14 protein-coding genes are annotated in these 13,817 nt (G+C 68.3%); 4 read left to right on the forward strand and 10 right to left on the reverse strand.

The genetic code is table 11. The annotated features are described in order from the left end of the window. Positions 1-3 precede the first annotated feature (3 nt). The 6 genes from DMH03_RS03830 to DMH03_RS03850 form a co-directional block, all read right to left on the reverse strand. Positions 4-729 carry a Crp/Fnr family transcriptional regulator gene (locus DMH03_RS03830; protein ID WP_125790598.1) on the reverse strand — a complete coding sequence of 242 codons (726 nt, stop codon included), beginning with the start codon at positions 727-729 and terminating at the stop codon, positions 4-6. Continuing rightward, entirely contained in the window at positions 729-899 is a 171-nt protein-coding gene (locus tag DMH03_RS42010) for a hypothetical protein (RefSeq protein WP_158632582.1), read from the reverse strand. The genes DMH03_RS03830 and DMH03_RS42010 overlap by 1 nt, the downstream gene beginning before the upstream one ends. A 578-nt stretch (positions 900-1,477) precedes the next feature. After that, the gene (locus DMH03_RS03835) at positions 1,478-2,146 is read right to left on the reverse strand and encodes a response regulator transcription factor (protein WP_125790599.1); all 669 of its coding nucleotides are present in this window, start codon (positions 2,144-2,146) and stop codon (positions 1,478-1,480) included. Between the two features lie 19 nt (positions 2,147-2,165). Further along, positions 2,166-3,308, reverse strand: a complete 1,143-nt coding sequence (locus DMH03_RS03840) for a sensor histidine kinase (protein WP_125790600.1) — start codon at positions 3,306-3,308, stop codon at positions 2,166-2,168. A gap of 58 nt (positions 3,309-3,366) precedes the next feature. Further along, positions 3,367-4,215: a hypothetical protein gene (locus tag DMH03_RS03845; RefSeq protein ID WP_125790601.1), complete on the reverse strand. Its 849-nt coding sequence runs from the start codon at positions 4,213-4,215 to the stop codon at positions 3,367-3,369. Positions 4,216-4,278: 63 nt separating this feature from the next. After that, complete coding sequence (locus DMH03_RS03850) at positions 4,279-5,112, reverse strand: helix-turn-helix transcriptional regulator (protein ID WP_125790602.1); 834 nt, start codon at positions 5,110-5,112, stop codon at positions 4,279-4,281. Positions 5,113-5,220: 108 nt separating this feature from the next. Between DMH03_RS03850 and DMH03_RS03855 the strand changes: the two genes are divergently transcribed. The 3 genes from DMH03_RS03855 to DMH03_RS03865 are packed head-to-tail and all read left to right on the forward strand — an operon-like array spanning position 5,221 to position 8,100. After that, complete coding sequence (locus DMH03_RS03855; protein WP_125790603.1) at positions 5,221-6,651, forward strand: MFS transporter; 1,431 nt, start codon at positions 5,221-5,223, stop codon at positions 6,649-6,651. 53 nt (positions 6,652-6,704) lie between these two features. Continuing rightward, entirely contained in the window at positions 6,705-7,223 is a 519-nt protein-coding gene (locus tag DMH03_RS03860; RefSeq protein WP_125790604.1) for an RNA polymerase sigma factor, read from the forward strand. Then, positions 7,216-8,100, forward strand: coding sequence for a VOC family protein (locus DMH03_RS03865; protein ID WP_125790605.1), 885 nt, complete (start codon positions 7,216-7,218; stop codon positions 8,098-8,100). Before DMH03_RS03860 ends, DMH03_RS03865 begins: the two co-directional genes overlap by 8 nt. A gap of 201 nt (positions 8,101-8,301) precedes the next feature. On the opposite strand, the gene DMH03_RS03870 is transcribed toward DMH03_RS03865, so the two are convergent. Genes DMH03_RS03870 through DMH03_RS03880 form a run of 3 tightly spaced genes read right to left on the reverse strand, consistent with a single transcriptional unit; the run spans position 8,302 to position 11,711 of the window. Continuing rightward, on the reverse strand, positions 8,302-10,065 hold the full coding sequence (locus tag DMH03_RS03870; protein ID WP_125790606.1) for a gamma-glutamyltransferase family protein: 1,764 nt from the start codon (positions 10,063-10,065) through the stop codon (positions 8,302-8,304). 32 nt (positions 10,066-10,097) lie between these two features. Further along, on the reverse strand, positions 10,098-10,505 hold the full coding sequence (locus DMH03_RS03875; RefSeq protein ID WP_233611356.1) for a hypothetical protein: 408 nt from the start codon (positions 10,503-10,505) through the stop codon (positions 10,098-10,100). Between the two features lie 12 nt (positions 10,506-10,517). Next, positions 10,518-11,711: an FAD-dependent monooxygenase gene (locus tag DMH03_RS03880; protein ID WP_125790608.1), complete on the reverse strand. Its 1,194-nt coding sequence runs from the start codon at positions 11,709-11,711 to the stop codon at positions 10,518-10,520. 113 nt (positions 11,712-11,824) lie between these two features. Between DMH03_RS03880 and DMH03_RS03885 the strand changes: the two genes are divergently transcribed. Then, positions 11,825-12,403, forward strand: coding sequence for a TetR/AcrR family transcriptional regulator (locus DMH03_RS03885; RefSeq protein ID WP_125790609.1), 579 nt, complete (start codon positions 11,825-11,827; stop codon positions 12,401-12,403). A 67-nt stretch (positions 12,404-12,470) separates the two neighbouring features. On the opposite strand, the gene DMH03_RS03890 is transcribed toward DMH03_RS03885, so the two are convergent. Further along, positions 12,471-13,781: a UDP-glucose/GDP-mannose dehydrogenase family protein gene (locus tag DMH03_RS03890; protein ID WP_125790610.1), complete on the reverse strand. Its 1,311-nt coding sequence runs from the start codon at positions 13,779-13,781 to the stop codon at positions 12,471-12,473. Between the last annotated feature and the right edge of the window lie 36 nt (positions 13,782-13,817).

Raw genomic sequence — 13,817 nt, forward strand, 5'->3', positions numbered from 1 at the left:
CAGTCACCCCATCGCCACCCGTCTGCCCAGCCGCATCTGCGGAATCCGCCGCGGCCTGGCAGGAAGCGGGAAAAGCGGCGGGCCGTCCTCTCGCAGGCGCTTTTTCACGTGGATCGTCTTGTATCCCGTGGTCAGATAGCCCTCTTTCTTCAGTTTCGTTATTTCGGCGTTCACCGACGCGGGGGAAGCGCCGATCGCGGACGCGATGTCGGCGTGATTCAGTCCCACATCGATGACGATCCCCTCCGCGTGCGGAATTCCGTAAAGCGCCTGCAACCGGGCCAGGAACGCGGTCAGCCTGCTCCGCACCTTGGCCGTCGCGAAACCCAGCGCGGTGTCCCGCCGCCGCAGCCGGCGGGCCGCATCGGCGGCGATCCACGCCATCGCCTGCTTGTCTTCGCCGAGAAAGCCGTGGAAGGCGTCCTGTGGGATCTCCAGCACGCGAACCGGCTTCGTGGCCACGAACGAAAGGTGACTCGGGCGGCAGGCCAGACAGGCTTCGACGCCGAGAACCTCACCCGCGCCGAGCAGGTCCACGATCATCGGCACCGTGTCGCCCTGCGCCGTCCGCAGCGCTTTCACGAAACCGGAGCGCAGGATCAGCACCGGTGGCGATGGCTCCCCCTGGTTGATCAGGGTGGCGCCCGCCGGGTGATCGACGTGTCTGCCGAGTTCGAGCAGCCGCTGTCGTTGGCGTTCGGTGGCCGCCGCCAGGAAGTCCGCGCCCATCAGCCGATCACCGCCGCGAACGCGTAGAGGATCGCCGGAAGCCCGGCCACGAGAGCCGCGACCGACCCGATGACCTTCGCCGGCTGAGCGACCTTTCCGGCGAGCAAGAGCCGGGTGAGGATCGCGGCGAAAACGATGTAGGCGAGAACGACGACGCCCGCGGTGATCACCAGAAGGGGATCAGGAGTATTTGCCGTCAATGGTGACTCCCAGTGAGAAGTGAAAGCGATCAAGCCCCTGCCCGGCCGGGTGAGAATCACGTCCTGTAGGTGACGTGCCCTGCGGCCGTTCTTCCGAAGAGTACTGCTCAGCGGCATTGCGAGGAAGCAACCCGATGCTCACGGCACTCGTACAGGGTGCCCCTATTCGGCCATTTCACGACGGAAAGTGACAATTGCTTCGACGCTCACCGAAGAAGAAAGTCACGGAACGTGTCCGAAAAGGCCGCCAGTTTTCGCGGATCACCGGTGAAAACACCGGGAAATCCGGATTGGCCGTACGGGCATATCGGTTGGACGCCTCGACCGGATATCGCCCGCCACTTCGCCGAACCCGACATTTCCCCTGGTCGAAGCGAAGGTCTAGCGACCGTGACGATGCACGTGCAGATGCACGACCCCGCCAGGGCTGCCCGCAGCGGGATCGGATCGAGAGCGATTTAACGGAGGGTCAGCAATCCAGCGCGCTCGATCACGACCCGTGATCTGCGACGAACTTCGGCAATCTCAGCTTTTTGGGGGAATCTCACTCACCCCCGGCGAGGGCTGACCAGACCGGATTCGTAGGCGAGCACCACCAGCTGCGCTCGGTCGCGGGCGCCGATCTTGGTCATGATGCGGCTGACGTGCGTCCGCGCGGTGGCCGTCGAAATCACCAGATGCGCGGCGATCTCGTCGTTCGACATGCCACCGGCGACCAGGCCGAGCACCTCGCGTTCGCGGTCGGTGACCTCGGTGACGGCGCTCACGTCGATGCGGCGGTTCTCCGGCCGGTCGACGAACTCCGCGATCAGCCGCCGGGTCACGGTCGGCGCGAGCAGCGCCTCGCCCGCGGCGACCACTTTCAGCGCCCGCAGCAGCTCCACCGGATCGGTGTCCTTCAGCAGGAACCCGCTCGCGCCGGCACGCAACGCCTCGTAGACGTACTCGTCGACGTCGAAAGTGGTGAGGACCAGGACCTTCACCCCGGCCAGCTCCGGATGCGCGGTGATCCGCCGCGTCGCTTCGAGCCCGTCGACGCCGGGCATCCGGACGTCCATCACGACGATGTCCGGCCGGTGTTCGACGGCGGCCGCGACGGCCTGCTCACCGTCGCCCGCCTCGGCACAGACCTCGAACCCGTCTTCGGTCTCCAGCAACACCCGGAAACCGGCGCGCACCAGCACCTGATCGTCGGCGAGGACCACCCGGATCGTCATCGTTCCCCCACTGTTCTCATCAGCCCTTCTGGATGCCGCGATTCTCTCCTGGTATCGGTAAGTCCACGCGAACCTGAAACCCGCCGTCCACCACGGAAGTCGTGAGCGCGCCGCCCAGCGCGGCCGCCCGTTCGGACATCCCGCGCAGCCCGTGGCCGGGCGCGGGTTCGACGGCGTCACGGCCATCGTCGCGGACGAGCAACGTCAGCGCACCGGTTTTCCGCTCGAACCTGACGTCGACCCCGCTCGCCTGGTTCGCGTGGCGGACCACGTTGGTCAGCGATTCCTGGAGGATCCGATACGCGGCGCCGTCGACGGGCGCGGGCAGCTCACCCGGCTCGCCGTCGACGCGGACCTCCAGCCCGGCGGCCCGCGCGTGCTCGAAAAGCTCTTCGGCCTGGGTAAGGCTCGGCGCGGGCGCCTTGTCTTCACCCGAACGCAGCACGGCCAGCGTCGCGCGGAGGTCCTTCAGCGCCGAAGCGCTCGCCTCCTTGATGTTCAGCAGCGCCTCTTTCGCCTGCTCAGGACGCCTGTCGGCGACGTGCGCGGCGACCCCGGCCTGGACGTTGATCATCGCGAGGCTGTGCGCGACGACGTCGTGCACCTCGCGGGCGATGGTGAGCCGCTCCTGCTCGGCCATCCGGTGCCGGTGCTCGTCGGCCTGCTCGCGGCGGGCCCGCGCGGCGGCCATCCCGTTGCGCACCGCCGTCCCGACCCCGACGACCGCGACCACCCAGACCAGGCCCAGCCCGGCTCGCAGATCGAAGCCGTCGAACCCGTGCCGGACGAACAACGCCACCCCGGCGGCCAGGAGCAGCGACCCGCCGGTGATCCCGGCGACGATCGGCCCGCGGATCTTCGTGAGCACGAACAACGCGATCGTCGGCAGCACGATCACCGGCCCGCCGGGGTTGTCCGACGCGTAGTAGCCGAGCGTCAGCGCGGAGGTGAGCAGGAAGACCGTCATCGGGAAGCGGTGCACGATCAGCAGCGGCACCGCGGTGGCGACCAGCCACAACACCCCGGACGTGGTCAGCGGCGGCGCGTCCGGCTGCCAGCGGGAAGCGCTGCTCGTGGCACCGAGGACGAACCCCAGCGGCAGCACCACGCGCAGCACGCGGCCCACCCAAGGGCTCCACGGAAACCGTTCTTTCAGCAGCACAGGACGAAAGCTACCCGTGGTGGGGGTGAGCCGCGTCCGTTGAAAAGCGGCTTCTCGGCTACGCCGCGTGCGGTAGCCGCCGCAGGACCGACATCATCAGCAGCACCCCGCCGATCACCTGAACGGCCAGCACCGGCACCTGACCGCCGGATCCCATGGTGAACGCGCCGAACAGCCCCCACGCTCCCGAGCCGGCCATCGCCCCGGCGCCGGTCCACACCAGCACCAGCCGCGGCCAGAACCGTCCTCGTGCCACGGTCGCCAGCGCGACCGCGGCGAGGACGCTGAGCACCGCGATCACCACGTCCTGGCCACGAGCCGACATGCCGCCGGAGCCGAATGCCCAGATCGAGTGGCCGATCGCGGAAACGAGTGCGGCGGTGATGCCGAGCCTGCCCGCCACGCCGATCGTCCCCGGCCGCACGGTGCCGGTGACGACGAACCACCAGCGGTCGCGGGCGTAGAGCACGAACGCGGTCAGCAGCAGGATGCCCTGCCAGGCGAATCCGCCGTAGACGACGGCCCAGACCCAGTTCTCCAGTGGCAGTTCGGCCAGTTGCGGCTTCATCAGGTCGGCGACGATCACCGGGAGGTTCAGCACGATCGGGGCGAGCAGCCCGGTGCCGATCCAGATCGGGAAGAGCACGAGCGGCGCGGGGATCCGGCGGCCCCAGGAGTAGGTGAACGCCAGCGCGAGGAGCACCGCGACGACGTCCATCCCGCCGGTGAGCAGATTCGCGAAGAGCATCAGCTGGGAGTCCACAAAGGACGGATCGCGGAGGCCGAGGCTGCCGCCGGTGACCCAGGAGGCCTTGAGGGTCAGGTACGGCAGGGTGCCCAGGATCGCGGCGTAGCAGACGATCAAGCGGGAGCTGGAGATCTTGGGGGCGGAGACTGCTGCGGTCATGCTCTCAGCGTCGGCGTTCCCGCCGCGGAAAGACTCCCTCGCGAGCCTGGTCCGCCTCCCCCTTCAGAAGGAGCTGGGCAGTTTCGCCGCCGTTTCCTCGTCGGCCGGGGTGAGCGTCGCCAGCGAGATCTCGGAACGCCGCCCGAGGTAGAGGTACGAGAACTCGAACCGCAGCAGGCCGACGTCCGGGTGCAGGTACCGCTTGAGGACGATCCGCTCGCTGGAGACGTCGTGTTCCTTCCACATCCGCTCGAAGAGCTCCGACTCCTGCCGCAGCCGCTTGACCAGGTTCTTCCACGCCGGTTCGGCGAGGTGCCCGGCCATCGCCGCGCGGAAACCGGCGATCACGCGGGGCAGGTTGAGCTCCCAGTCCGGGAGCCTGCGGCGCCACTCGGGGTTGGTCAGGCATTGGATCAGGGTGTTGCGCTCCTCGAACGGGATCGCGTCGATGCCGCCCATCAGCCAGTCGTAGGCCCGGTTGTAGGCGAGGATGTCGCACCGCGCGTTGCGCACGCAGACCGGGAACGGCTCCAGTTTGTCCATCATCCGGTGGATGTTCTGGCTGAGGAGCTTGCAGTCCTTCTCCAGCGGCGGTTCCGGCGCGCCGGCGAGGGTGAACAGGTGTTTGTGCTCGTGCGGGTCGAGCCGCAGCGTGCGGGAGATCGCGTCCAGCACCTGGTCGGACGCGTTGATGTCGCGTCCTTGTTCGAGCCACGTGTACCAGGTGACCCCGACGCCGGCCAGCTGCGCGACCTCTTCGCGGCGCAGCCCCGGTGTGCGGCGTCTGCCGCTGATCGGCAGGCCGACCTGGTCCGGGGTGATGCGCTCGCGGCGGCTGCGCAGGAACGCGGCCAGTTCGTGCCGCCGCACCTCGGCCACTCGCGAATCGACGGTCATGGTCACCTCATCAGGTTCGCAAAGCTCGAAGCCGGTTACCAGGTAGTGGTGGTACCAGGATAAACACACTCCTGGTACCAGGTTCGCGATCGGCTGATCGTGGTACTCATGACTTCGACGCAAGTTCCGGCGACGCCTGCCCGCGTCGCCGCCGGACCGGCCCTGACTTCGGCGGGCCTGGTCACCGTGCTGCTGGGGGCGGCACTTCCCCTCATCGACTTCTTCATCGTCAACATCGCCCTGCCCGCCATCGGGTCGGATCTCCGCACCTCGTCGGCCACCTTGGAACTGGTGGTCGCGGCCTACGGGATCGCCTACGCCGTCCTGCTCGTCGTCGGCGGCAGGCTCGGCGACGCCTTCGGCCGCCGCAAGCTGTTCCTGATCGGGCTGGCCGCGTTCACCGTCACTTCCCTGCTCTGCGGGATCGCGCCGACGGCGTTGACGCTGGTGCTGGCGCGGGCCGCGCAGGGGGCGGCGGCCGCGCTGATGCTGCCGCAGGTGCTGTCGATCATCCAGGCGACGACGACCGGCGAGCGCCGGTCCAAGGCGCTCGGTCTCTACGGCGCGACAGCGGGACTTTCGATGGTGCTCGGCCAATTCCTCGGCGGGGCGCTGGTGGCCGCCGATCTGTGGGGCACGGGCTGGCGGCCGATCTTCCTGGTCAACGTGCCCGTCGGGATCGTCGGCCTGGTGATCGCGCGGCGGCTGATCCCGGAGAGCCGCTCGCGGAATCCGCTCGGCATCGACCGTCCCGGCACGGTCTTCCTGGCGATCGCCCTGGTGTCCTTGCTGCTGCCGCTGGCGGAAGGGCCCGTGCTGGGCTGGCCACTGTGGACGGTCGCGCTGCTCGTGGTGTTCCCGTTCGCCGCGGCCGCGTTCGTCCACGTCGAACGGCGGATGGAACGCCAGGGCGGTGTGCCGTTGCTGCCGCCGTCGGTGATGCGGATGCCGAGTGTGCGGCAAGGGTTGCTGGTCGGGGTGCCGTTCTTCATCGGGTTCAGCGCGTTCATGTTCGTGTTCGCGGTGACGCTGCAGGACGGTCTGCACCTCGGCCCGCTGGGGGCCGGCCTGGTGACGGCGCCGCTTTCGCTCGCGTTCTTCGCGATGTGCCTGGTCAGCAGTCGCCTGGTGACGCGGTTCGGGCAGCGGGTGGTGACCGTCGGGCTTTCGGTGCAGTTGCTCGGGCTGCTGATACTGATCGGCACCGTGCTGCTGGGATGGCCGGAGCTGGCGGTGCTCGATTTCGTGCCGGGGATGCTGCTGTGCGGTCTCGGTCAGGGGCTCGCGATGACGACGGTGTTCCGGATCGTGTTGTCGAAGGTGCCGCCGGAGATCGCCGGGGTCGGCAGCGGGATGCTGACGACATCGCAGCAGGCCGCGATGGCGCTGGGGGTGGCGACGCTGGGGACTTTGTTCGCTTCCGCCGGCGCGGGCCCGCTCGGTATGAAGGGCGCGTTCGTGCTGGTCATCGGGATTCAGGCGGTGCTGACGGTCGGCGTGATCGCGGTGGCGCGGCGGCTGCCGGATCCGCGGAACTGAGAAAGTTCGATTTCACCCGTCGGAGTTCGAGCTCCCCGAGCGACGATGGAGATGTGACGGAACCACGGGTGCATCGGGACCCGGCCTTCGCGCTGCTGTCGTTGTACGAGACGGCGTTGCCGGAGGTCTACGGGTACCTGCTGTCCCGGTGCGGTGATCGCACCCTCGCCGAGGAGCTGACGTCCGAGACGTTCCTCGGCGCGGTGAGGTCCTGTCGCAAGGAATACGCGCCTGCAGTGAGCACCGGGTGGCTGATCGGCGTCGCCCGGCACAAGCTCGCCGATCACTGGCGGCGCAAGGAACGCGAGGAACGCGGGCTGCGACTCGTCCACGAGGAGGAGTACACCGACCCGTGGGACGAGCGGCTGGACGCGCTCCTGGCGCGCGATGTGCTCGCGTCGCTCGGGGCACATCACCAAGCCGCGTTGACGCTTCGCTACGTCGACGGCCTCCCGGTACCGGAGGTCGCCGGCCATCTGGAGCGCACGGTGCACGCCACGGAGGCGTTGCTCGTGCGGGCCCGTGCCGCGTTCCGGCGTGCTTATCAGGAGAAGGAGGGTCGCGATGACTGATCCGTTCGACGCGCTTCGCACACCTTCGCGTCCTCTCGATCCTGACCCGCTCTTCGCCGCCGAATTGCGCGACAACCTGCGTCGCGCCGTCCTGAACGGAGCCGATATGACTCAGACATTCACCGATACCGCCGAAGTACGTTCGCTGACGCCCTATCTCGTGGTCACCGACGCGCGTGCCGCGCTCGACTTCTATGTCGAGGTGTTCGGGGCGCGGCGGCGGTCCGATCCGATCGTGATGGAGGACGGCCGGGTCGGGCACGCGGAACTGGCCATCGGGAACAGCGTGCTGATGTTCGCGGACGAATTCCCCGAACTGGGCAATGTGGTGGCGCCCGAGGGCGGCACGTTGATCCGGATCGAAGTCCCGGATGCCCACGCGTCCGCGCGGCGGGCCGCGGAACTGGGCGGCGTGCTGGAGCGGCCGGTCGCTGACGAAGGCCATGGGCTGAGCGGGACGCTCAAGGACCCGTACGGCCAGCGGTGGCTGGTGTCGCAAGCCGCTCCGCGTCCCTCGTCCGGCGCGAAGCCGATCCGGCACGGCGAAGCCGGCTACTTCACCTTCCAGGTCCCGGACGACGAACGCGCGAAGGCGTTCTACGGCGCCGTTCTCGGCTGGCAGTTCTCGCCCGGACGCGTCGAAGGCGGTTGGGGCGTCGAAGGTTCCGGCCTGCAAGGCGGCCTCTGGGGCGGCCCGGGGCGCCAAGTGGGCTGGAAGGTCATGTACGCCGTCGACGACCTCGCCGCCGCGCTCGACCGTGTCCGAGCCCAGGGCGGCCAGGTCGGCGAAACCGAACAGCAGCCCTACGGCCTGAGCGCCGACTGCGTGGACGACCAGGGCATCGAATTCTGGCTCTGGGAACAGCCGCGCTCTTGAGTCACTACCCCACCCCCCGCCCGTCCCAGGGGGGGCGACCCCGAAGCCAGTCTATCGCCGATGGGGGCGGGGAAACGGACGTGAGCCGAGTTGTCCACAGCTGGGAGGCATTGTGGACAACCTAGGGCCTGGGTCCACGTAGTGAGGGCCTCCTTCCCTACTTTGAGGGTAGGGAAGGAGGCCTTCACGGCATGGGGAGCGTCAGCGGCCGGCGGCGTAGCCCTGCATTCCGCGCGCGTTCGCGGCGGCACGCAAGAGTCCGCCGGAACGCGAAACGGCCGAAAGCCGTCCGAGCGCCCAAGGTCCGGCATCGACGACGGCGTGTCCACGCGCGGCCAGCGCGTCCATTGTGGACTGACCGAGCCGTGATTCGACCACGAGTTCCCGCGGCGTCCACGAGCGCGGGTAGAACGAACTCGGGAACGCGGTCGTATGCCACGCGGGCGAGTCGATCGACTCCTGCAGGTTCAGCCCGCCGAGCGTGTGCGCCAGCCAGAAACACAGCTGCCATTGGTCTTGCTGGTCGCCACCGGGAGTCCCGAACGCCAGCACCGGCTCGCCGTCACGCAGGCCCATCGACGGCGAAAGCGTGATCCGCGGCCGCTTCCGCGGCGCCAACGAGTTCGGCAGGCCCTGTTCCAGCCAGAACATCTGCCCGCGAGAGTCGAGGCAGAAACCGAGTTCCGGGATCGTCGGGCTCGATTGCAGCCAGCCACCCGACGGCGTCACCGAGATCATGTTCCCGGCCGCGTCGACGACGTCGATGTGCACGGTGTCGCCCCGGGTCTCACCCAGCGGCCCGACCGTCGGCTCCCCCGTCGCGCCGGAGCCGGATTCCAGTCCGCGCAGCTTCTCGAGAATCGCGGGCAGCCTCGGCGAGGGACCACCGGGCCGGAGTTCGGCGGACGCTTCTTCGGTGATCAAGGCCCGGCGGGTTTCCGCGTATTCACGGGAGATCAGCAACTCGATCGGCACGTCGGGGGAATCCCCGTACCAAGCCTCGCGGTCGGCGAACGCCAGCTTCGTCGCCTCGACGGCCAAGTGCACGGTGCGTTCCGTCGGAATTCCGTCCACATAGGACAGTTCGTCACGCAGGCCGTCCAGCAGCCGCGCCTGCTGCAGCAAGGCCGGACCTTGCGTCCAGGCGCCCATCTTCACCAGGCCCCAGTCGCCGAAGTCGACCTGCAACGCGTCCTCGTACGTCGCTTCCCAGCCCGCGATGTCCTCACCGGTGAGCAGACCGGCGTGATCGCGACCGGAGTCGTCGCGGAACGCCTTGCGGCTGAACGAATCGATGGCCTCGGCGACGAAGCCCTGCGACCAGGCACGGCGTCCGGCGTCGATCTGCGCCTCGCGTCCGCTGACCGACTCGGCCTCGGCGACCAGCCGCTCCCACGTGTCCGCGAGCGCCGGATTGCGATGCAGCCCCTCCGCGGGTTTGCCGTCCGGCAGCCAGAGCGCCGCCGACGTCGGCCAATGCTCGGTGAAGAGGTCCTGCACCGCGCGGATCGTGTCACCGACTCGGCTGACCAGCGGAATCCCGTTGCGTGCGTAGGAAATCGCGTAACCGAGGACCTCGCGCAACGACTTCGTGCCGTGATCCCGCAGGAGCAGGAGCCAGCCGTCCCACGCCCCCGGCACGGTCGCGGGGAGCAGACCGCTGCCGGGGATCAGGTCCAGTCCGAGATCCGCGAAGTACTCGGGCGTCGCTGCCGCGGGCGACACGCCCTGACCTGCGAGGACACGCGGCGTTCGATCGGCGGCGGTGACGAAGATGCCGGGGACCTGCCCCGCCGGGCCGCACAGATGCGGCTCGGCGACCTGCAGGACGAACCCGGCCGCTACCGCCGCGTCGAAGGCGTTGCCGCCGTTTTCGAGCACCGCCATGCCGGTGGCCGAAGCCAGCCAGTGCGTCGATGCCACCATGCCGTGGGTGCCGGCCAGTTCCGGCCTGGTCGTGAACACGTGGCTGATACTACGCTTTGCTAACTACTTTTTCAGTCCCAGCAGTTGAAGAGGATCTTGCCAAGACTGTCGGGCCGCCAGTGCTCGGCGACATAGTGGCGCTTCCAGCGCGGTGCCGTGAGGTCGATCGGCGCTTCGAGTTCGGCCCGAGAGTACAACCGGCGCCCAGGAAGAAGCTCTCCCAAAACAGCCAGCAATCCCGGCTCGTCGACGAAGGTGATCGTTCCGAAGGTGATGAACGCGTCGGCGATGCCGAGGATTTCGCGCCTTCCGTCCTCGTCCCAATCCTGCGTCCACACCACCGCGGCGGTTCGATGATCATAAGTGATCTCGCCGGTTTCGAAGTTCCGTCCCACGTCGGACGGTACGAACCGGACGACCTGGCCGCGTGTTCGCCGAGCCGCCTCGTAGCAGGCCCGGCGAAACTCCTTCAGTTCCATCACCCACCGAAGCTATCCCCGTGCGGCGACCGGAGCGTCATAGTTTTCCAGCGTCGCCGCGTTGGCCGCGCGCGAAGTCAGCCACGTGAACACCCCCGTCATCGGCTTCGACCCCAGCACCCGGTACAGGAAGTTCCGGTAGCCGACCATGAACCGGGTCTTCGGCGCGAGGAACGTGCCGATCCCGGCCGCCTGCTTCTGCGAAACCTTGATGGGACCACGCATTTTCTCTTCGTAGCGCGAGAAAGCGGCTTCGTGGTCACCGTGAGCGACGGCGAGTTCGCCCGCCAGGACGTACGCGCCCATCATCGCGAGTCCGGTGCCCGAACCGCCCGGACCCGCGCACCAGGCGGCGTCGCCGAGCAGCACGACCCGGCCCCGCGACCACTTGTCGAGGTGGATCTGGCTGAGCGAATCGAAGTACAGCGCGTCGGCGTCGCCGAGGCTTTTCAGCAGTGCCGGGACTTCCCAGCCGAAGTCGGCGTAGCGCTCGGCGAGGGCCTTCTTCTGCGCTTCGACATCGCGGCGGTCGACCTCCAGCGGCCCGGACGCGAAAACAAAACTGACGTTGAGCGCCGAGCGGTCGCGGCCGCTGGCGACCATCACCGTCCGGCCGGGGACGCTGCAGATCTGGCCGAGGTGGTCGAGGTCGAGGTGGTTGGGCGCGGTGAAGCCCGCGGTGTGGAAGCCGAGGTCAGTGCGGAACCGCTCCTCATCGCCGAAGGCCAGCCGCCGCACTCCGGAGTGCAGGCCGTCCGCGCCGACGACCAGGTCGAATCTGCGCGTTTCACCGTGAGCGAAGGTCACGCTGACACCGTCCGAAAGTTCGTCCAGGCCGGTGATCCAGTCGCCGAAGACGTACTCGACGTCGTCTTTCGTGTGGTCGTAGAGGATGCGCGTCAGGTCTCCGCGCTCGATCTCGACTTCGCCGCTGAAGAACACCGACGGCATCTGCGCGACCTTCTTGCCTCGCGTGTCGACGATGACCTGCGCGCCCATCGCGGTCTCCTTCGCACGGATGTCCTCGAGGATTCCCATGCGCTTGAGCAAGGTCATCTGCTCGCCGCGGAAATCGACCGCACTACCGCCTTCGCGCAGGGCCGGGGCGCGCTCGACGACGGTCGGCGCGAAACCGCGCTTGCGGAGCCAGAAGGCGAGAGCCGGGCCCGCGATGCCGGCGCCGGAGATCAGAACGGTGGTCGTCATGGCTGCTCCCTGGGGTTCGTGGTGATGGGACCGACCGTACGGCAGATTTGCACGATTGGTCAAGCCGCTTGGTTAAACCAGATGGATAAACCGCGTGGTCTAGGATCTCCGGCATGGGTAATCGCGAGGACCTGATGGCGGGCGCCATCCAGTGTTTGAAGGAAAAAGGCTGGTCACGCACGACGGTGCGGGATATCGCGACGGCCGCCGGGGTCAGCCACGCGGCGATCGGCTACCACTTCGGATCGCGCGAAGCCCTGCTGCTGACGGCGTTCTCCCAGGCGATGGACGACTGGGGCAAAGAGATCCAGGTCGAGATGCGGGGCGCCGTCGACCCCGATGCGTCAGCGTCCGAGCAATACGCGGCGTCCTGGCGCGCGATGATCGACTCCTACGGGCGCAACCGGCAGCTGTGGATCGCCTCGATCGAGGCGTTCGTGCAGTCCGAGCATCACCCTGAGCTGCGAAAACAGCTCGCCGCCGCGCAGCGCGAGGGCCGCCGGGGAATGGCGGCGGGCATCCTCGGGATCGACGAGGACACCCTCACCGAGGCGGACGAGCGGCGGATCGGCGCGGTGGCCACGGCCCTGAACTCGGGTGTGATGCTGCAGCACATGCTCGATCCGGAGAACGGCCCGACGGCCGAGGAGGTCGTGGACGGGTTGATGAAGCTCGTCTCCCTGGTGCAATGAAAGGTCCTTTCCTTGCAAATTTCGCAAGGAAAGGACCTTTCATTGCGCCCCGCGGGAGGCAGGTGGGTCAGGAGACGGCGACCTTCCGCCGCAGCGCCGCCCGCGGCCGCCCGACGCCCTGCCACGACAGCCCGGCGTCCAGGATCCGTTGCGGGTCCAGGAGATTGCGCGTGTCGACGACCGCGTCGCCGTCCATCTGCTCGGCCATGTACGTCCAGTCGAGCCGCTTGAACTCGTCCCATTCCGTCAGCACGACGACGGCGGCGGCCGCCTTCGCGACCTGGTACGGGTCGTCGACCACGGTCATGCCGTCGATGTGGCCGCCGACGGCGGGGTCGTAGGCGGTCAGTTCCGCGCCGAGCGCGCCCAGCACGGAAGCGACCGCGAGGGCGGGCGAGTCGCGCAGGTCGTTCGTCCCTGCCTTGAACGCCAGCCCGAGGATTCCGATCCGCGAACCGGCCAGCGTGCCGCCGACGGCGCCGGCGATCTTCGCGACGATCCGGTCCCGCTGCGCGATGTTCTCCTCGATCGCCGAGGTGAGCAGGGTGAAGTCGTACTGCACCGACTCGGCGACCCGGACCAGCGCGCTGGTGTCCTTCGGCAGGCACGAGCCGCCCCAGCCGGGGCCGGGTTTGAGGAACGAGCGGCCGATGCGCCGGTCGTAGCCCATGCCTTCGGTGACCAGGTCGATGTCCGCGCCGAGGCGTTCGCACAGTTCGGCGATCGAGTTCACATAGGACAGTTTCATCGCGAGGAAGCAGTTCGCCGCGTACTTCACCAGTTCCGCGCTGGCCGCGTCCGCCACGACGACCGGGGCGGCGAGGTCGGCGTAGAGATCGCCGACCCAACGGGCGGCCGCGATGTCGTCCGAGCCGACGACGATCCGGTCGGGGCCCAGGAAGTCCTCCACCGCGGTGCCCTCGCGCAGGAATTCCGGATTCGACACGACCGGCACGTCCGTGCGGCCGAGCATCGCCTGGATGCGCTTCGACGTTCCCACCGGGACGGTCGATTTGGTGATCAGCGCACAACCCGAAGGGATGACGTCGCCGATCTCGGTGGTCACGGCCTCGACAGCCCGCAGGTCCGCCGAGCCACCCGCGCCCATCGGCGTCGGTACACAGAGGAAAACGGCCTCCGCGTCGCGAACGGCGTCGCGCGCGCCGACCACGAACTCGAGTCTTCCGCTCGTCAGCCCCCTCGACACCAGCTCGGACAATCCCGGCTCCAGGATGTCCACCCGTCCGGCGGAGAGCCTTGCGACCTTGGCCCGGTCGACATCGACGCAAGTGACTCGATGTCCCAGGCCTGCCAGGCAGGCTCCCGTGGTCAATCCGACGTAACCGGTCCCCACCACCACGATCCGAGCAGTGCTCATGCTGCTGAAGGTGACAGCCGGAGTTGACCTGTAAGC

Origin of the sequence: Amycolatopsis sp. WAC 01376 (genome assembly GCF_003947415.1) — a bacterium.
GTDB lineage: Bacteria > Actinomycetota > Actinomycetes > Mycobacteriales > Pseudonocardiaceae > Amycolatopsis.

Excerpts from the sequence above, each read along its gene's own strand:
- DMH03_RS03835 (WP_125790599.1), bottom strand. The coding sequence starts at position 2,146 with ATGACGATCCGGGTGGTCCTCGCCGACGATCAGGTGCTGGTGCGCGCC.
- DMH03_RS03875 (WP_233611356.1), bottom strand. The coding sequence starts at position 10,505 with ATGGAACTGAAGGAGTTTCGCCGGGCCTGCTACGAGGCGGCTCGGCGA.
- DMH03_RS03865 (WP_125790605.1), top strand. The coding sequence starts at position 7,216 with ATGACTGATCCGTTCGACGCGCTTCGCACACCTTCGCGTCCTCTCGAT.
- DMH03_RS03885 (WP_125790609.1), top strand. The coding sequence starts at position 11,825 with ATGGGTAATCGCGAGGACCTGATGGCGGGCGCCATCCAGTGTTTGAAG.
- DMH03_RS03830 (WP_125790598.1), bottom strand. The coding sequence starts at position 729 with ATGGGCGCGGACTTCCTGGCGGCGGCCACCGAACGCCAACGACAGCGG.
- DMH03_RS03890 (WP_125790610.1), bottom strand. The coding sequence starts at position 13,781 with ATGAGCACTGCTCGGATCGTGGTGGTGGGGACCGGTTACGTCGGATTG.
- DMH03_RS03855 (WP_125790603.1), top strand. The coding sequence starts at position 5,221 with ATGACTTCGACGCAAGTTCCGGCGACGCCTGCCCGCGTCGCCGCCGGA.
- DMH03_RS03845 (WP_125790601.1), bottom strand. The coding sequence starts at position 4,215 with ATGACCGCAGCAGTCTCCGCCCCCAAGATCTCCAGCTCCCGCTTGATC.
- DMH03_RS03850 (WP_125790602.1), bottom strand. The coding sequence starts at position 5,112 with ATGACCGTCGATTCGCGAGTGGCCGAGGTGCGGCGGCACGAACTGGCC.
- DMH03_RS03880 (WP_125790608.1), bottom strand. The coding sequence starts at position 11,711 with ATGACGACCACCGTTCTGATCTCCGGCGCCGGCATCGCGGGCCCGGCT.